Source organism: Caulobacter sp. AVps18 (assembly GCF_058681425.1).
The window spans coordinates 712,945-730,464 of sequence record NZ_CM178737.1 but is presented as its reverse complement, the minus strand read 5'-3'; the positions used below and the strand labels follow the sequence as shown (position 1 = coordinate 730,464).

Below are 17,520 nucleotides of genomic sequence, written 5' to 3'. Positions count from 1 at the left end.
CGACATTATCGCAATCGCGCGGTTGGGGAAGGGGGCGGGGCCTCTTGTCTCGACGGAAACGACACCTATCTTTTGCGAACAATTCGCAACAAGGATCGTGCGCTGTGCGCCTCGCCCTCAAGACCCTCACCTACGCCGCAATGCACCTGACCGTTGCCGTGGTCGTGGCCTATGCCCTGACCCGCGACTGGCGGGTGGCCCTGGCTGTGGGCATCGTCGAGCCCCTGGTCCAGACGGTGTTCTTCAACCTGCACGAAAGGGCATGGTCGCGAGCCGACAAGGCCCGCGACCAGAAGCGGCGTCAGGCCTTGGTGTCGACCGAACCGCCCGAGCCTTCGCTGCCGGTCCCGGCATAGGGGTTGGCGGCGGCGGTCGGTTCAGCCGAACCCGGCGCGGTCGAGCCCTTGGCCGCCACGGCGACCATGGCCGGACGGATCAGGCGGCCCTGCAGCTCATAGCCGGCCTGCAGAAACTGAAGAACGCCGCCGGCGGCGACCTCGGTCGAGGGCTGTTCCATCACCGCCTGATGCAGGTGGGGGTCGAACTTCTCGCCCTTGGCCGGCTCGATCTTCTTCAGACCGTTGCGTTCGAAGGCCGCCAGAAGCTCCTTCTCGGTCATTTCGACGCCGATGATATAGTTGGTCACCGCCGGATCCTGCGAGTTGCGCGGGCTCATGGCCGTGGCGCGCGACAGGTTGTCGGCTGCGCCCAGCAGGTCGCGGGCGAACTTCTGGATCGCATAGGCGCGGGCGTCGTTCATCTCGCGCTCGGCCCGGCGCTTGGTGTTTTCCACATCGGCGGCGTAGCGCAGGGCCTGATCTTTCAGGGCCGCCACTTCCAGCTTCAGCGCCTCGATTTCCTGGGCGGCGTCCTCGCCATCCTGGATCATGTCTTCAACCGGCGCTTGCTCGTCGCTCATCTCGTACAGTCCTTATCCATCCATCATCCGGCCGAGCACGCGGGCGGTATAGTCCACCAGCGGGATCACCCGGGCATAGTTGAGGCGCGTGGGTCCGATCACGCCGATCGCGCCCAGCACCTTCCTCTGGCCCGTCATATAGGGCGCCGCAATCACGGAGGAACCCGAAAGCGAAAAGAGTCGCGTTTCAGCCCCGATGAAAATGCGCACGCCCTGGGCTTCGCGCACGTCATCCAGCAGGCCGATCAGCTGTCCCTTCTGTTCCAGGTCGTCAAACAGCATCCGCACGCGCTCAAGATCCTCGCGGGCCCCGGTCTCTCTCAAGCCGTCGCCCAGCAGGTTGGCCTGGCCCCGCACGATCAGCGCCCGGGCATCACCCTCGCCGCCGCCCCAGGCCGCCAGACCATCCTCGACCAAACGCGCCGTGGTCTCGTCCAGTTGCCGACGGGCGGTTTCCAGCTCGGCCCTCACCTCGTCCTTGGCCTCGCTCAGGGTGCGGCCGCGCAGACGGGTGTTGAGGAAGTTCGACGCCTCCTGAAAGGCCGAGGGCGTCATGCCCGGCGCGCGTTTCATCAGCCGGTTTTCGACCGTGCCGTCTTCGAAGACCATCACCGCCAGGGCCTGGTCGCCGCCCAGGGCCACGAATTCCACGTGCTTGACGCCGCCCTCGCGCACCGGGGTGACGACGATGCTGGCCCCGCCGGCCAGGCCCGACAGGATCGAGCCGGCCTCGGCCAGGGCCTCCTCGAATGAGCGACCACGGGCGAACAGCCGCGCCTCGATGGCCCGCCGCTCATCCTCGCCGACATCACCGACCTCAAGAAAGCCGTCGACGAACATCCGCAGGCCGGCATGGGTCGGCATCCGGCCGGCGCTGGTATGGGGGGAGTCCAGCAGGCCCAGCTGCGCCAGGTCCTGCATGGTGTTGCGGATCGAGGCCGGCGACAGCGGCGTCCCGCCGCGCGAGAGGGGGCCGCCCCGCGACAGGGTGCGCGAGCCCACCGGCTCTCCGGTCTCCAGATAGGCCTCGACCACCCGGCGGAAGATGTCGCGGGCCCGGGCGTCCAACTCGGTCAGGCCGGGCGTGCGACCAAACAACTGCGTCATGGGGGCCTGCCGGCGACCTCGCTGGGTTCACAAAAGCGGCGGGCGCTCTTCCAAGTTCCCGCTCCAGAGAGGATAAGCGGCCCCACCTCGCATTCAAAGCCCCATCACCCTTTCCAAGCCCCGGAGTTCCCCATGCGCCCCTCGAATCGCGCCCCCGATCAATTGCGCGCCGTCACGCTGGAGACCGGGGTCAACCGCTATGCCGAGGGCTCGTGCCTGATCGGCTTTGGTCACACCAAGGTGCTGGTCACCGCCACCGTTGAAGAAAACGTGCCCGGCTGGATGCGGAACAAGGGCGCCGGCTGGGTCACGGCCGAGTACGGCATGCTGCCCCGCGCCACCCACACTCGGGGCCGCCGCGAGGCCGCCACCGGCAAGCAGACCGGCCGCACCCAGGAAATCCAGCGCCTGATCGGCCGGTCCCTGCGCGCTGTGGTCGACCTGAAGGCCCTGGGCGAGCGCCAGATCACGCTCGACTGTGACGTCGTCCAGGCCGACGGCGGCACCCGCACCGCTGCGATCACCGGCGCCTGGGTCGCTCTGCGCCTGGCCACGAAGTACCTGCTCGACGAGGGTGTGCTGAAGACCGACCCGATCGTCGGCCAGGTGGCGGCCGTCTCGTGCGGCGTGTTCAACAATGTGCCGGTTCTCGACCTCGACTACGAGGAAGACAGCAATGCCGAGGCCGACAGCAACTTCGTGCTGACCGAAAGCGGCGACATCGTCGAGATCCAGGCCACCGGCGAAAAGCGCGGCTTCACCCGCGCTGAGTTCGAAAGCCTGTATGGCCTGGCCGAAAAGGGCATCGGCGAGCTGTTCGCGTTCCAGAAAGCGGCGATCGGGGGCTAAACGCCTCCGCGACGCCCCGTCCTCTTGCCGCTGGGCGGGGCGCGCCCCAGATTCGAGCTTCGAGAGGAGATCGACGTGCCGACACCGTTCCAGGGCTATGAAGTCGAGGCCCGCCTGCGGCCGTCCGCCGAGGCCTATCCCTTCGACCTGGACCGCGTGCTGGCTGCGGTTGTGGCGCTGGAGGCTCGCGTGCCCGCCGACGCCTATACGGCGGGCATTCTGGGCACCGAGCGGATCGGCAATGGCGTGGTGGTCAGCCCCACGGGGCTGGTCCTGACCATGGCCTATCTGATCACCGAGGCGCGTGAGGTGATCCTGACCCTGAACGAAGGCCGCCGGGTGGCCGCCCACGTGTTGGGCTTCGACCCCCGCACAGGTCTTGGCCTGGTTCAGGCCCTGGAGCCGCTGGACCTGCCGGTCATGCCGATCGGCACCTCGCAGGGACTGATCGGCGGGGCCGGTGTGATCGTGGCCGGAGCCGGGGGGCGCACCCATGCCGCCGCCGGCCAGGTGATCACCCGCATGCCGTTCGCCGGCTATTGGGAATATCTGCTGGACGAAGCGATCATGACCGAGCCGGCCCATCCGCACTGGAGCGGCGCGGCGCTGATCGGTCCCAAGGGCGACCTAGTGGGGCTGGGCTATCTGAGCCTGGAAACCCGCGCCCCGGACGGCGCCGCCAAGCCGATCAACATGTTCGTGCCGGCCGAGCTGCTGCCGCCGATCCTTGACGACCTGGCGCGCGGCCAGGCTCCACATCCGCCGCGTCCGTGGCTGGGGATCTTCGCCCAGGAGATCGAGGACCATGTCGTGATCGTCGGCGTCTCGCCCAAGGGGCCGGCCGCCCGCGCCGAACTCAAGCCCGGCGACGTGATCCTGGCCGTGGGCGACCAGCCCGTCGCGGACCTGGCCGAGTTCTACACCCGCCTCTGGGCGATGGGCGACGCCGGGACAAGCATTCCGCTCAAGGTGCTGCGCGAGCACGATGCGTTCGAGATGGAAGTGCGGTCGATGGATCGCGGGTCACTGCTGAAGAAACCGAGGTTCAACTGAAGGGTCGCGCCGATTAAGCCCCGCCCCGGCCCAGGACATGCGACACTGCGTGTCCGCCACCCTTTGCGGCGCGCGGGCGGCCCTGATCGGCGGCGTCATGCCGAGCCGGTCCTGGCCACGGGAATGACCCACCATGAAAGAAACCAAGGGCAAGTCAAAGAAGCCGGCCCCGCCGAAGGCCAATGCCTCCAATCCCAGCGTGAAGGGCGACATGGCGACGCTCTTCAAGAAGAAATAGCACCCAGGTCGCCGCCGGCCGTCCCGCGTCGCGGACGGTCGGTAGGCGTCAGTCGTCGCTGTCGGGCGGGCCGCCCTCGAAGGTCAGCAGGTCGCCAGGCTGGCAGGCCAGTTCGCGGCACAGGGCGTCCAGTGTCGAGAAACGGATGGCGCGCGCCTTGCCGGTCTTCAGGATTGACAGGTTGGCGATGGTCACCCCGACGCGGTCTGACAGTTCGGTCAGCGACATGCGGCGTTCCAGCAGCACGCGGTCAAGGTTTACGCGGACGGGCATGGCAGGGATCTCCGCGATCAGATGGTGAGTTCGGCTTCACGACGAAGGCGGGCGCCCTCGCGGAAGACTTCGGCCAGCACGAACACCACCAGCACCGAAAACCAGGCTGTGAGCGTGAACGAGTCGTCGATGACCTTGCTGTCGGGGGCCAGCCAGCGGGCCATGCCCGAGAAGATGTAGCGCCCGACCTCGAGCCCCGCCAGGATCAGGCCGATCACCCGCAGGCGCAGGACATTGTCCGGATGGAACGGGTCACCTGCCGTCAGGGTGGCGAAGATGCGCCGCAGCCTCTCGACAATCACCATCCAACCGCCCAGCAGCAGGGCCCAGGCGGCCAAGGCACCGGCCAGAAGCGGTCCGTCGCGGCTGACGATCTCGACGGCGTCACTGATCGGCACCATCCTGGCCAGCAGCTCGGGATTGAAGCTGAACAGCAGCGCCACAAGGGTGAAGATCGACAGCAGGCTGACGAAGATCCAAAGCCCGACATAGATCACGTCGAGGATGATCTTCAGGAAGCTCGATACCGAGCCTGGCCCCAAGGCGCGCATGGCTGTTTCCCCCCGCCCTCCCCAGGGCGTCTCATGGAAGCCCCGCGTGAAAGCGGGGCGTCAAAACCCCTAGAGCGACTGGACCACGAAGGTGATCGCCGAGACCGGCACGCCCACGATCAGGGCGGCGGTGATCGCGGTCATGATGACCTTGTCGGCGATGCTGAAGAACTTCGAGGCGGCCATGGGGGTGGGTCCATTGAGGTGGCTGGGCGACGGTCGGAGAATCGTCCGCGTCCATGTTCAACAGATAGGCCCCGATTTGGGTTCCGCCAATGTCGATTATCGACAAACGATATTAAACTTTTGCAATCCTGGCGGATAGGCATCAGGCTAGTTGCGCGGATGTCACAACCATGGCTTCGCGCAGGGTGACGGCCTCGAACCAGCCCGACAGGGCGGGCCGCCCCTCGCGCCAGTCGATTACTTTGCGGGCGTCGAAATAGGCCAGCTGGGCGGCCGCCGCGATCTCGCCGATCAGGAAGCGCGCAGCCGTGAAGCCTTCGGCATCCAACAGGTCCAGCCCGGCGACGATGGCTTTCAGCTGGCGCTCGATCAACTCGGGACGCTGGTCGTCTTCGGGCCGCATCCGTTCGCGCACCACGGCGACAGCGGCAGAGCCCATGCCGTCGGCCAGGGCCTGCAGCGTCAGGGCGCGACGGCGAATCATGCCGTCCGCCGGGATCAGTCCGGCCCCGCCAACAGCGTCCAGATGGTCGCAGATCACCGAGGAATCGAACAGGATCTCGCCGTCCTCCAGGATCAGGGTCGGCACCTGGCTGAGGGGATTGGTCGCCCGCAGACTCTCGTCGGTGAACGGGCTGACGGTCTCCAGGACGATCTGGTCGGTCAGGCCATTTTCATGGGCGACGATGCGAACCTTGCGCGCAAAGGGCGACAGGGCAGAGTAAAGGAGCCGCATGGTGTTTTCCTGGAGGAGCCGCGCATGGCGCTGAAACTGGAGCCGGGCCTCAAGCTTGTGGCCGCGACGCACAATCCTGGCAAGGTGCCGGAGATCGCCGCCCTGCTGGAGGGACGGTTCGAGATCCTCACCGCCGGACAGCTGGGCCTGCCCGAGCCGGACGAGACCGAGACGACCTTCGTCGGCAACGCCCTGCTCAAGGCCCGCCACGCCGCCGACCTCTCGGGGCTGATCGCCCTGGCCGACGACTCGGGCCTGTCGGTGACGGCGCTGGGTGGCTCGCCCGGCGTCTATTCGGCGCGCTGGGCGGGGCCGACAAAGGACTTCGCCCTGGCCATGGCCAAGGTCGAGGAACGGCTGCTGGAGACGGGTTCGGACGATCGCTCGGCCTGGTTCACCTCGGCCCTCGCTGTCGCCTGGCCCAACGGCCCGGCCGTGGTGGTGCAAGGCGAGGTTCACGGCCAGCTGACCTTCCCGCCGCGCGGAACGCGGGGTTTCGGCTATGATCCGATCTTTGTCCCCGAGGGCCACCAGATGACCTTCGGCGAGATGGAGCCGGCCGCCAAGGATGCCATGAGCCACCGCGCCCGGGCCTTCGCCAAGCTGAAGGTGGCGCTGTTTGAGTGAGGCCGTCCCGCCCCTCGGCCTCTACATCCACTGGCCCTATTGCGCCCGCATCTGCCCCTATTGCGACTTCAACGTCGTGCGCGACCGGGGCCGGAGCGCCGAGCAGCAGGACCTGGCCGACGCCATTGTCGCCGACCTGAAAGCCCAGCGGGTCCTGACCGGACCACGCACCCTGCTGTCGATCTTCTTCGGCGGTGGCACGCCATCCTTGATGGACCCGGCCCAGGTGGCCCGCGTGATCGAGGCCGCTTGCCGTCTGTGGGACGCTGCGCCCGATCTTGAGATCAGTCTGGAGGCCAACCCCACCGACGCCGAGGCCGGACGCTTTGAAGCCCTGGCGGCGGCGGGCGTGGCGCGACTGTCGCTTGGGGTCCAGTCGCTGCACGACGAGGCCCTGGCCCTGCTGGGGCGAAATCACGATGCGGGATCGGCAAGGCGGGCCATGGCGGTGGCGGCGCGCGCCTTTCCGCGCCTGTCGATCGACCTGATCTATGCCCGCCCCGACCAGACCGCCGCCGCCTGGCGCGACGAGCTTGAGGCAGCCCTGGCCTTTGGCCCGGAACATGTTTCGCCCTACCAACTGACGATAGAGGCCGGCACTGCCTTTGACCGTGCGGTGGGGCGCGGCAAGCTGCTCGTGCCCGACGAGGATCTGGCGACCACCCTCTTCGAGACGACTCAGGCGGTGCTGGAGGCCGCCGGCTTTGACGCCTACGAGGTCTCCAACCACGCCCGGGGCGAGGCGGCCCGCTCGCGTCACAACCTCGTCTACTGGCGCGGCCATGACTATGTCGGCGTCGGCCCGGGTGCCCATGGCCGGCTGTCGCTGGCGGGCGGCCGCGTCGCCACCACAGCTCATCGCAAGATCGCCGACTATATCGCCGCTGTGCGCCAGACCGGTGTCGGTTTCGAGCGCGAGGCCCTCAGCGCCGTTGAGGCGGCCGAGGAGCGCCTGCTGCTGGGCCTGCGCATCGACGATGGTGTAGCCTTTGACGAGGTGGCCGTTCTGGGCCTGACCCGCGAGGCCGAAAAGGTGCGCCGCCACGTCGAGCTGGGCCTGCTGGTCGACGATCCGCAACGGCTGCGCGCCACCCGCGCCGGAAGGCTTTTGCTGGATCGGCTGACAGGCGCGCTCGCGACCTGATAGGAGTGGCTCCCAACGCTTCGTTGCGCCGTCCGCGCAGAAGGATTCGCACCCTTGAGCCGTCTGCCCGATCCCCCTGCCTTGTCCGACGCGCCCCTGGCGCCGGGCCTCTATCTGGTGGCGACGCCGATCGGCAACCTGCGCGACATCACCCTGCGGGCGCTGGACGTGCTGAACGCCTGCGACGTGCTGCTGGCCGAGGATACCCGCGTCTCGGGCAAGCTTCTGGCCGCCTACCAGATCTCCAAGCGCCTGGAGCGCTATGACGAACATGTCGCCGACCGGGTGACGCCCAAGATCCTGGAGCGTCTGGCGGCCGGCGAGCGGGTGGCCATGGTCTCGGACGCCGGTACACCGATGGTCTCCGATCCGGGTTTCCGCCTGGCCCGGGAAGCCATCGCCGCCGGCCATCAGGTCTTTCCGATCCCCGGTGCCTCGGCGGCCCTGGCGGCGCTGACCCTGGGCGGCCTGCCCACCGACCGCTTCCTGTTCGCCGGCTTTCCGCCGCCCAAGAGCGCCGCCCGCAGGACCTTTTTCCAGGAACTGGCCCCGGTGCGCGCCACCCTGATCTTCTATGAGGGCGCCTCGCGGGTCGCCGACAGCCTGGCCGACATGGCCGCCGTGTTCGGCCCGCGCGACGCCGCCGTGGCCCGCGAGCTGACCAAGCTTTACGAGACCTGCATTCGCGGCCCGCTCGACGTGCTCGCCGCCGACCCGCGTTTCGAGAGCCCCAAGGGCGAGATTGTCATTCTGGTGGGGCCGGGTTCGGAAGCGCCGGTGCAGGCCGGCGACGCCGAGAGCGCCCTGCGCGAGGCCATGGCCCGCCTGCCCCTGGGCGAGGCTGCGTCTGAAGTCGCCAAGGCCCTGGGCCTGCCGCGCCGCGACCTCTATCGTCAGGCCCTGGCGCTGAAGGATGCTGCCGCCGAGGACGCCGCGGGATGACCGGCATCCGCCAGGCCCGTGGCGCCGCCGCTCGGCTGTCTGGCCGCCGCGCCGAGGTTATGGCGGCCGTCTGGCTGATGCTGAAGGGCTATCGCATCCTGGGCTTTCGCCTGCCCACGCCACTGGGCGAGATCGACCTGCTGGCGCAACGCGGAAGGGTTCTGGCCGTTGTCGAGGTCAAGCGCCGCGCCACCCTGGAGGCGGCGCTGGATGCGGTGACGGCAGAACAGCGGGGACGGTTGCGGCGGGCGGCGGCCCATCTGGTCGCCCATCGTCGGGGGCTCAAGGACATCGAGGTCCGGCTGGACCTTATCGCCCTGGCGCCCGGCTGCCGTCCGCGTCATCTTCGCGACGCCTGGCAGGAGGGGTCATGACCCGCGAGGAAGCCGAAGCGATCCTGACCCGGGCCGGCGAAGGCGCGGATGACGATTTCCCGCTGTTCGAGGCGGCCCTGGCCTGCGCCATTCATGATGATCCCGACCGCGACACCGAGCCCGCCCTGACCCTGGCCGATCAGGCCGTCGAACGGTTGATCGCGCGCCTGAAGACCGAGTCGCCTGAAGAGGCCGTGGCCGAGGCCCTGGCCGGCGACCTGCGCCTGAATGGCGACCTGCTCAGCTACGACCATCCCGACAACGCCGACATCATCGCCATCGCCGAGCGGCGCAAGGGCCTGCCCGTCGCCCTGGGTGTCTTCTATCTGCACGCGGCGCGGCAGGCGAAACTCGACCTGTTTGGAGTGGATTTTCCCGGCCACTTCCTGCTGCGCATCGAGACAGAGGAAGGCCCTCTGGCGCTCGATCCGTTCAGCGAGGGCCGCGTGGTGCTGCCGTCAGAGCTGTCGCGCCGCGCCCTGCGCACCGGACTGATGCCTGACGTGGCCGCCAAGCTGGAGTTGCTTATGGCTCCGATCTCGGACCGCGCCGTCCTGATTCGCCTGCAGAACAACATCTTCGCCCGCGCCCAGCAGGCCCGCGATTGGCCCCGCGCCGAGCGCTCGGCCCTGAGGCGGGCTCTGCTCAACCCGTCCGATCACCGGCCGTGGCTCGACGTGGCGGCCGCCCGCGAGGGGCAGGGGGCTCTGGCGGGAGCGTTGCAGGCCTTGACCCGAGCCCAGATCCTCGACGGCGGCGCGGCCATCGCCGCCCGGGCGGCGCGGGAGCGGGTGCGGTTGAGGCTGAACTAGGGGGGCGGCTGGATCGACCGTCAGGCGGGGATGGCCAGCGGACGTTGAGCCCAGCGCCGCGACGATTGTCATGCGGCGCCGCCCCTAACGGGCGGATAGAGGATGATCTGGGTGCATCGAAACGCCGCCATCAGCTTACCCGTCGTCTCGCTCGTCATTTCCGCGTCCCAGACCTGGGTCGTTCGCCCACCGTGCAGCAACTTCGCCCGGCAAAGCACCGCGCCGTCCCGGGTGGTGCCGACGAAGTTGCATTTCACCTCTACCGTAGTGAAGCCGCTGGCCCCTTCTGGCCACACCGTGGAAACACCATAGGCGCAAAGGATGTCCGCGACCGACAGTAGCGCGCCTGCGAGAAGATACCCTGTATGGGCGATCAGCTCGGTCCGCACAGGCATCCGGCCTTCGACCAGGCCATCCTCTACGTTGGTGATCTCCAGGCCGAGCCAGCCTGGCAGCTTGCCGTCGTTCGCCTTGTTGAGCTTTTCCACGTTGGTGTGGTTGGACGTCGTAGCCATGATAGTCCCTCACTGCTGCCACCCTAGGTGAGCGTAGCCGCGAGGCTGGCGCAACTGTCACAGCCGGAGGTCTGCAGCGCCGCGAACGCTGTGGCCCATGTCCGCCATGGTTGCGGCGGGTTTCCGACGACAGACACGTCGACGGTGCTATCGTCCCCACTCGCGGCAAAGCTCGGAAGAAACGATGAAAGCCTATCTGGTACTCGACTTTGCCATTCGCGACCTGCCCGGCTTCCTGCCCTACGCCGCCCAGATTCCTGCCTTCATCGACAAGCATGGCGGCAGGTATATCGTTCAGGGCAGCGAGCCGACCGTCATGGAAGGCGGCTGGGCACCGGAGCGGATGGTCATCCTCGAATTTCCCTCTCGCCAGCACGCCAAGGCGTTTCTGGCGGATCCCGACGCTCAGGCCCTCTTCGACCTTCGCCACAAGACGACCGAAAGCAAACTGGTGCTGGTCGACGGGTGCGACTGACGTCCGCCTGGAGTCCTCGCCCGCTCACGCGCCCAACTCCCCCCTCGCATTCCCCCCCTCGCCGCCTTAACTAGGCAGTCGCGGCGCGGGACGCCTTACGTCGCCGCGCCAAGCTGACCCGGAGTCGTCATGTCGCTGAGAGTTGCCGTCCAGATGGATCCCGTCCAGGGGATCAATATCGACACCGACACCACCTTCCAGATGATGATGGAAGCCCAGACCCGGGGTCACAGGCTGTGGGTCTATACGCCCGACAAGCTGTCGATGGAGGACGGCCGGGTATTTGCCCGCGCCCAGTCGCTGGTGCTGACCGCCGACAAGGGCGCCCATGCGACCCTGGGCGAGACCGTGCTGCTGGACATGAAGGACGATGTCGATGTGGTGCTGATGCGCCAGGATCCGCCGTTCGACATGGCCTATATCACCGCCACCCACTTCCTCGAGAAGGTCCATCCCCACACCCTGGTGGTCAATAATCCGGCCGAGGTGCGCAATGCGCCCGAGAAACTGTTCGTCACCGATTTTCCCGGCGTGCAGCCGCCGACCCTGATCACCTCGGACTATGAGGCGATCTATGACTTCCGCGCCCGGCACGGCGATATCGTGCTCAAGCCCCTCTACGGCGGCGGCGGGTCGGGCGTGGCGCGGCTGCTGGCGGACGATCCCAATCTCGACGCCCTTTTGGAACTGCACGCCATGATCGGCCGCGAGCAGGTCATCGCCCAGAAGTTCGTGCCGGCGGTCAGCAAGGGCGACAAGCGGGTGCTGCTGGTCGACGGCGAGCCGGTGGGCGCGATCAACCGCGTGCCGGCGGCCGGTCAGGTGCGTTCCAATCTCCGTGTCGGGGGGCGGGCCGAGGCGGTCGAATTGACGGCGCGGGATCTGGAGCTTTGCGCGATCATCGCGCCTGAGTTGAAGCGGCGCGGCCTGCTGTTCGTGGGCATCGACGTGATCGGCGAGTACCTGACTGAGATCAACGTCACATCGCCGACGGGCGCGCAACAACTCAAGCGTTTCAGCGGGATAGATGCATCGGCCGTGCTTTGGGACCGTATCGAGGCGATCCGCGCCCGGGGCTAGCGGTGGATGAAGTGGGGCGGCTAGGCGACTGAACGCACGGGATTTCCTGAAACGTTCGTTTTTTGTTCTTGCTCCGCCCCGCGCGCCATGGTTGTCTTGTGGATAAGTCAAACCGATCCATGAGGCGGACATGGCCGCGAAGGTCGTCACCGTGGCGTTCGAGGGCGTCGAAGCGCGTCGCGTCGATGTCGAGGTGCAGCTGACCACGGGCCAGCAGCATTTCGTCATTGTCGGCCTGGCCGACAAGGGCGTGGCCGAGAGCCGCGAGCGGGTGCGGGGGGCCTTTGCCGGGCTGGGTCTGTCTTTGCCGGGCAAGCGCATCGTCGCCAATCTGGCTCCGGCCGACATGCCCAAGGAAGGCGCCCACTTTGATCTGCCCATCGCCCTGGCGGTGATGGTAGCCATCGGGGTGATCCCGCTGGATGCGCTCGATGGCTGGGCGGCCATGGGCGAGCTGTCCCTGGACGGCCGCATCGTGCCCGCCGCCGGGGCCCTGCCGGCGGCCATGGCGGCCGGGGCCATGGGGCTGGGCCTGATCTGTCCCGAGGCCAGCGGGCCAGAAGCGGCCTGGGCCGGCGGCACGCGCATCCTGGCACCGCGCTCGCTGGTGGCGCTGATCAACCACTTCCGGGGTAGCCAGGTGCTGGGCGCGCCTTCGCCCGGTCCGGTGATCGAGGGAGAGCGTTCCAGGGACCTGCGCGACGTCAAGGGGCAGGAGCACGCCAAGCGGGCGCTGGAGATCGCGGCGGCCGGCGGGCACAATCTGCTGTTCTGCGGCCCGCCGGGCTCGGGCAAGTCGATGCTGGCCCAGCGCCTGCCGGGCCTGTTGCCGCCCCTGACCTCAGCCGAACTTCTAGAGACCTCGATGGTGCATTCCGTGGCGGGACTGATCGCGCGCGGTGCCCTGACCCGCGCGCGGCCGTTCCGGTCGCCTCATCACAGCGCCAGCATGGCGGCCCTGACCGGCGGCGGGCACAAGGCCAAGCCGGGCGAGGTGTCGCTGGCTCATAACGGCGTGCTGTTCTTGGACGAACTGCCGGAGTTCGGGGTTCAGGCGCTGGATAGCCTGCGGGCTCCGCTGGAAACCGGCGAGGTAATGGTGGCCCGAGCCAATGCCCATGTGCGTTATCCGGCCAAGGTTCAGCTGGTGGCGGCGATGAACCCCTGTCGCTGTGGCCATGGCGGGGCCGGTCGCGGGGCCTGTGGCAAGGCGCCCCGCTGTCAGCGTGATTATCAGGGCCGGGTGTCCGGACCTCTGATCGACCGTATCGATTTGTCTGTGGACATGCCCGCCGTCACAGCCGCCGACCTGGCCCTGCCGCCGCCGGTCGAGGGCACGGCCGAGGTCGCGGCGCGTGTGGCCCGCGCCCGGGCGCGCCAGATCGAGCGAGCGGAGGGGATGGGCAGCGCCGACACCCTGAATGGCCGAGCCGAGGGCGCGTTTTTGGAAAAGATCGCCGATCTCGACGAGGCCGGGCGCAGCCTGCTGGCCCGCGCCGCCGAGGCGGGCAAGATCAGCGCAAGAGGCTGGACGCGGGTGTTGCGTCTGTCGCGCACCATTGCCGATCTTGAGGGTGCCGACGGCGTGCGCCGCGTGCATGTGGCCGAGGCCCTGGCCCATCGCCGCACGGCGACGCCGGGCGAAGAGCAAGCAGCGGTGTTTGGCCAACCGGCGTTTTGACCGGGTGTTAAGCCGTAGGGGCTAGGATGCTCGCATGACAAATTCGCGCCCAACGGGTGTCACGCCCGAGCAACTGGCCACGCTGAGCCATGAGTTTCGCACCCCGCTGAACGGCGTGCTGGGCATGGCCCGCCTGCTGGAAGGCACGCGCCTGACCGGCGAGCAGCGCGCCTATGTCAACGCCCTGCGCGAAAGCGGCGACCACCTGCTGGCCCTGGTCAATGACGTGCTGGACTTCGCGCGCCTCGGCGCCACCGCCATCGAACTGAGCCCCACGCCGGTGGATGTGGGCGACCTGCTGCGCCAGGTGTCCGAACTGATGAGCCCGCGCGCCCATGAAAAGGGCATCGAGATCGCGTGGGCCGTCGCCCAGGACGTGCCGGTGATCCTGGCCGACGAGGGCCGTCTGCGGCAGATCCTGCTGAACTATGCCGGCAACGCCGTGAAGTTCACCGATGTGGGCGGCGTCTTGCTGTCGGCCAGCGTGATTGAGGCCGGCCGCGTGCGCTTCACCGTCACCGATACCGGGCCGGGGGTCGCGCCCGAGGCCCGCGCCAAGATCTTCCAGGCCTTCGTCCAGACCGACGCCTCGCACCGCACCCAGTTGGGCGGAGCGGGCCTGGGCCTTGCCATCGTGGCCCGCTTGGCTCGCGCCATGAACGGCGAAGCCGGGGTCGAGGGCGCCGTGGGGCAGGGCGCTGATTTCTGGTTCGAAGCCCCGTTTGAGGCCGTATTCCTTCCCACGCAGGACCGTTCCCTGGCCGGTCGCGCCGTCGCCGTGGCCTCGCCCAACGCCATTGTCCGCGCCGCCACCAGTCGACAGATCCAGGCCGCCGGCGGCCGAGCCTATGTGGCCGATGACGTCGCGGGGGTGGTCGCCGCCGCGCCGCTGGACGCCGTGCTGCTGATCGACGCCGCCCTGGCCAGCCCGCGCCGCACCCTGCGACCGCCGGCCGGTCGCCGCGCCGTGGTGCTGCTGACCCCCGACCAGCGCGGCCGGATCGAGCGCCTGCGGGCCGCCGGCTTCAGCGGCTATCTGATCAAACCCCTGCGGGCCGCCTCCATTGTCGCCCAGGTGCTGCAGGCGACGGCTCATAGCCCGGCGGCTCCCGCCGAGCGCCCGGCCGAAGATGACCGCATCGCCCTGGCCGCCGCGCCTGGCGTGCGGGTGCTGCTGGCTGAAGACAATCCGATCAACGCCCTGCTGGCCCGCACCCTGCTGGAGCGCGAGGGCTGCAAGGTCGACCGCGTGGCGGCCGGCGACCAGGCCCTGGCGGCCCTTTCCAGCGACAATTATGACCTGATCCTGATGGACCTGCGCATGCCCGGCATGAGCGGTATCGAAGCGGCTCAGGCCCTACGCGCCAAGGGCGTGGTCGCGCCCATCGTCGCCCTGACCGCCGACGCTTTCGACGAGGACCGCCGCGCCTGTCTGGCGGCCGGCATGGACGACTTCCTGGTCAAGCCCCTGACCCACGGCTCGCTGCGCGATGTGCTGACCCGCTGGACAGGTCCTCAGGCCACCCAGGGCGCAGCCGCCTCCGGCTGGACGAAAACCCCGACGCGCGCCAAGGTCGCCGGCTAGGCGGGCTTTTCCCCGCCAAGGGGGACCGCCGCCGCATGACCGACCAGCCCGACGCGCCGCAGAAGAAATCGCTTCTGCAGACCCTGGCCTTTTTCGGCGAGCGTCGCAGCCTGGTGATGCTGGGCCTGGGGTTCAGCTCGGGCCTACCCTACATGCTGATCTTCGACACCCTGTCGCTATGGCTGCGCGATGCGGGGCTGTCGCTGGCGGTGATCGGCTTCTTCAGCCTGGCGACCCTGTCGTTCTCGTTCAAGTTCCTGTGGGCCCCCCTGATCGACCGCACCAAGGTGCCGGTTCTGCACAGGCTGGTCGGCCACCGCCGGGCCTGGATGCTGGTGTGCCAAGCGGTGATCATCGCGGGCCTGTTGCTGATCTCGGGGATCAACCCTGCCGCCAATCTCCCCCTGATGGCCGCCGTGGCCGTGGTCGTCGGCTTCGCCACGGCCAGTCAGGACATCGTCATCGACGCCTGGCGGATCGAGGTGGTCGACACCGAACGCCAGGGCCAGATGGCGGTCGCCGTCCAGTGGGGCTATCGCGGCGCGATGATCATGGCTGGCGCGGTGCCACTGCTGCTGGCGGAGCGGTTCGGCTGGAACATCTCCTATCTCGCCATGGCCGCGATCATGTCGGTGGGCGTGATCTCCACCCTGCTGGCCCCGCGCGAGGTCGCTCACGCCGTCCGTCCCATCCATACCGAAGGCGTCAACCAGCCCAAGGCGCTGGAGATCGGCGAGTGGCTGGTGCGACTTGGCATCCTGCTGATCGGCGCCCTACTGGTCGGGTCCGGCCTGTCGGGCGACGCCAGCCTGTTGTCGAAGTTCGCGGGTGGCGAGGCACTGGAGGCGGCCTGGAAGGCCAAGCCCAACGGCATCTGGCTGCAACTGGCCGGCGTGCTGGCGGGTCTGGCCGTCATCGTGGTCGCCGCCTGGCCGATCCCCAAGGTTCCGACCAAGCCCGGCGTCTATCTGTCGACCGCGCTCTATTCGCCGCTCAAGGATTTCCTGACCCGCTTTTCGGGTGTTGCTGGCCTGATCCTGGCGACCATCTGCGTCTATCGGGTGTCGGACTTCGTGCTCAACATCATGAACCCGTTCTATCGCGACATGGGTTTTTCGCTGACCGAGATCGCCGAGATCCGCAAGGTGTTCGGGATCATCGCCTCGATGGCCGGGGTGTTCCTGGGCGGTGTGGTGGTGGCGCGGTTTGGCCTGATGAAGGCCCTGATCGTCGGGGCCTTCGCCCAGCCGATCAGCAACCTGGTCTTCGCCTGGCTGGCCATGAGCGGCCACAATACCGGCGTGCTGTTTGCGGCTATCTGTATCGACAATATCGCCGGCGGCGTCGCGGGCACGGCCCTGATCGCCTACATGTCCAGCCTGACCACGGCGGGGTTCACGGCGACGCAGTATGCGCTGTTCTCGTCGCTCTACGCGCTGCCGGGCAAGCTGATCGCCTCGCAGTCGGGCCGGATCGTCGAGGCTTCAGCCATCGCGGCCGAAGCCGGCGGCCCCATCGGCACGCTGAAGGGCCTGTTCACCCGCCTGCCACCCGAAAGCTTCACCGCTGCCGGGGCCAAGCTGGGCGTCAGCGCCCCGGCCATGGCGGCGGGCTATACGGCGTTTTTCCTCTACACCGCCCTGATCGGGGTGGTGGCAATTGCGCTGTCGTTCCTGGTGGCGGCGCGGCAGGGGGAGATTGAGCAGCGGGCGGAGACGGAAAAATCTCCAGCCTAATTGCCCTCGGGCGTCTTGGAGGCTGGGCCGACCGTCACGGTCTGCTGCGCCGCACCGGACCGCGCCACGATGATCCGGTCTCCCAACTCTTCAATGCCGACTGATTTGTAGATTCGTCGCGCGGAGGCGACATCCATGGCTTGGCGGGTCTGATTGTCTGGAGTGACCACAAAGGCGATTGAGGCCAGTTCAACGCCTCGCTGACCCAACCGCTTGTTGACCTCGGTCAGCAGCACGTCTTCAAATCGCCCCTGGTCAAAATCGACAATGTCCTGCGATAGCAACATCCCCGAGGTTGCCTCGCGGATGCGGCGGTCGATGATGGTGTTCTCGGCGCTCTCGTAGTTGCCGACGCTGTTTTCCTTGCCGTCGCCATCCGAGTTCTGACGGCCGAGGTAGCGGGCCTCAAGCAGGAATTTCTTGGCGTCGATGATGGTGTATTCATAGCCGACCGAGACATTGACCAGCACCTTGTTGGCGAAGGCGGTGCGAAACCCCGCCTCTCCTGTCATCGGGTAGTTCGGCACGGTCACCTTGAGGGCACAGACGCCCACCCGAGCCGGAACGGCATCGCCGGGGGCGATAAGCTGCCAAGAGACGCCACAATCGTCGGACACCAGGGTCTGCATGTTAGAGA

21 protein-coding genes are annotated in these 17,520 nt (G+C 67.9%); 13 read left to right on the top strand and 8 right to left on the bottom strand.

The genetic code is table 11. The annotated features are described in order from the left end of the window. Positions 1-104 precede the first annotated feature (104 nt). Complete coding sequence (locus ACW179_RS03395) at positions 105-356, top strand: DUF2061 domain-containing protein (protein WP_492062902.1); 252 nt, start codon at positions 105-107, stop codon at positions 354-356. Here ACW179_RS03395 and grpE read toward each other — a convergent pair. Further along, complete coding sequence (gene grpE / locus ACW179_RS03390) at positions 302-919, bottom strand: nucleotide exchange factor GrpE (RefSeq protein ID WP_492062901.1); 618 nt, start codon at positions 917-919, stop codon at positions 302-304. The two genes, ACW179_RS03395 and grpE, sit on opposite strands and share 55 nt — an antisense overlap. Before the next feature lie 12 nt (positions 920-931). Beyond that, positions 932-2,026: a heat-inducible transcriptional repressor HrcA gene (gene hrcA, locus ACW179_RS03385; RefSeq protein WP_492062900.1), complete on the bottom strand. Its 1,095-nt coding sequence runs from the start codon at positions 2,024-2,026 to the stop codon at positions 932-934. Positions 2,027-2,158: 132 nt separating this feature from the next. Here hrcA and rph point away from each other — a divergent pair, with 132 nt between their 5' ends. Further along, on the top strand, positions 2,159-2,875 hold the full coding sequence (gene rph, locus ACW179_RS03380; protein ID WP_492062899.1) for a ribonuclease PH: 717 nt from the start codon (positions 2,159-2,161) through the stop codon (positions 2,873-2,875). Positions 2,876-2,950: 75 nt separating this feature from the next. Beyond that, complete coding sequence (locus tag ACW179_RS03375; RefSeq protein ID WP_492062898.1) at positions 2,951-3,928, top strand: S1C family serine protease; 978 nt, start codon at positions 2,951-2,953, stop codon at positions 3,926-3,928. A gap of 286 nt (positions 3,929-4,214) precedes the next feature. Here the strand turns inward: ACW179_RS03375 and ACW179_RS03370 are convergent, their stop codons facing one another. The 4 genes from ACW179_RS03370 to ACW179_RS03355 form a co-directional block, all read right to left on the bottom strand. Continuing rightward, on the bottom strand, positions 4,215-4,439 hold the full coding sequence (locus ACW179_RS03370) for a helix-turn-helix domain-containing protein (protein WP_492062897.1): 225 nt from the start codon (positions 4,437-4,439) through the stop codon (positions 4,215-4,217). A 17-nt stretch (positions 4,440-4,456) separates the two neighbouring features. Then, positions 4,457-4,990, bottom strand: coding sequence for a DUF2975 domain-containing protein (locus tag ACW179_RS03365; protein ID WP_492062896.1), 534 nt, complete (start codon positions 4,988-4,990; stop codon positions 4,457-4,459). Positions 4,991-5,059: 69 nt separating this feature from the next. Next, positions 5,060-5,176, bottom strand: a complete 117-nt coding sequence (locus ACW179_RS03360; RefSeq protein ID WP_492062895.1) for a hypothetical protein — start codon at positions 5,174-5,176, stop codon at positions 5,060-5,062. Positions 5,177-5,318: 142 nt separating this feature from the next. Then, entirely contained in the window at positions 5,319-5,912 is a 594-nt protein-coding gene (locus tag ACW179_RS03355; RefSeq protein WP_492062894.1) for a glutathione S-transferase family protein, read from the bottom strand. 24 nt (positions 5,913-5,936) lie between these two features. On the opposite strand from ACW179_RS03355, the gene rdgB reads away from it, so the two are divergent. The 5 genes from rdgB to ACW179_RS03330 are packed head-to-tail and all read left to right on the top strand — an operon-like array spanning position 5,937 to position 9,811. Then, positions 5,937-6,539, top strand: coding sequence for an RdgB/HAM1 family non-canonical purine NTP pyrophosphatase (gene rdgB / locus ACW179_RS03350; protein WP_492062893.1), 603 nt, complete (start codon positions 5,937-5,939; stop codon positions 6,537-6,539). Next, complete coding sequence (gene hemW, locus ACW179_RS03345) at positions 6,532-7,683, top strand: radical SAM family heme chaperone HemW (RefSeq protein WP_492062892.1); 1,152 nt, start codon at positions 6,532-6,534, stop codon at positions 7,681-7,683. Before rdgB ends, hemW begins: the two co-directional genes overlap by 8 nt. Before the next feature lie 54 nt (positions 7,684-7,737). After that, positions 7,738-8,625 (top strand): 16S rRNA (cytidine(1402)-2'-O)-methyltransferase, encoded by an 888-nt coding sequence (gene rsmI / locus ACW179_RS03340; RefSeq protein WP_492062891.1) that lies wholly within the window; start codon positions 7,738-7,740, stop codon positions 8,623-8,625. Continuing rightward, positions 8,622-8,999, top strand: coding sequence for a YraN family protein (locus ACW179_RS03335; RefSeq protein WP_492062890.1), 378 nt, complete (start codon positions 8,622-8,624; stop codon positions 8,997-8,999). The genes rsmI and ACW179_RS03335 overlap by 4 nt, the downstream gene beginning before the upstream one ends. Further along, on the top strand, positions 8,996-9,811 hold the full coding sequence (locus ACW179_RS03330) for a SirB1 family protein (RefSeq protein WP_492062889.1): 816 nt from the start codon (positions 8,996-8,998) through the stop codon (positions 9,809-9,811). Before ACW179_RS03335 ends, ACW179_RS03330 begins: the two co-directional genes overlap by 4 nt. A 68-nt stretch (positions 9,812-9,879) precedes the next feature. Here the strand turns inward: ACW179_RS03330 and ACW179_RS03325 are convergent, their stop codons facing one another. Beyond that, the gene (locus ACW179_RS03325) at positions 9,880-10,326 is read right to left on the bottom strand and encodes a PaaI family thioesterase (protein ID WP_492062888.1); all 447 of its coding nucleotides are present in this window, start codon (positions 10,324-10,326) and stop codon (positions 9,880-9,882) included. 184 nt (positions 10,327-10,510) lie between these two features. On the opposite strand from ACW179_RS03325, the gene ACW179_RS03320 reads away from it, so the two are divergent. From ACW179_RS03320 to ACW179_RS03300, 5 genes are all read left to right on the top strand, one after another. Continuing rightward, positions 10,511-10,801 (top strand): DUF1330 domain-containing protein, encoded by a 291-nt coding sequence (locus tag ACW179_RS03320; protein WP_492062887.1) that lies wholly within the window; start codon positions 10,511-10,513, stop codon positions 10,799-10,801. A gap of 129 nt (positions 10,802-10,930) precedes the next feature. Then, on the top strand, positions 10,931-11,881 hold the full coding sequence (gene gshB / locus ACW179_RS03315; protein WP_492062886.1) for a glutathione synthase: 951 nt from the start codon (positions 10,931-10,933) through the stop codon (positions 11,879-11,881). A 130-nt stretch (positions 11,882-12,011) separates the two neighbouring features. Then, positions 12,012-13,562: a YifB family Mg chelatase-like AAA ATPase gene (locus tag ACW179_RS03310; RefSeq protein WP_492062885.1), complete on the top strand. Its 1,551-nt coding sequence runs from the start codon at positions 12,012-12,014 to the stop codon at positions 13,560-13,562. A gap of 34 nt (positions 13,563-13,596) precedes the next feature. Next, entirely contained in the window at positions 13,597-15,147 is a 1,551-nt protein-coding gene (locus tag ACW179_RS03305) for a response regulator (RefSeq protein WP_492062884.1), read from the top strand. Between the two features lie 35 nt (positions 15,148-15,182). Then, complete coding sequence (locus ACW179_RS03300) at positions 15,183-16,883, top strand: AmpG family muropeptide MFS transporter (RefSeq protein WP_492062883.1); 1,701 nt, start codon at positions 15,183-15,185, stop codon at positions 16,881-16,883. On the opposite strand, the gene ACW179_RS03295 is transcribed toward ACW179_RS03300, so the two are convergent. Next, a complete protein-coding gene (locus tag ACW179_RS03295) occupies positions 16,880-17,512 on the bottom strand; it encodes an SPFH domain-containing protein (RefSeq protein ID WP_492062882.1) in 633 nt (210 codons plus the stop codon). The genes ACW179_RS03300 and ACW179_RS03295 overlap by 4 nt on opposite strands. Between the last annotated feature and the right edge of the window lie 8 nt (positions 17,513-17,520).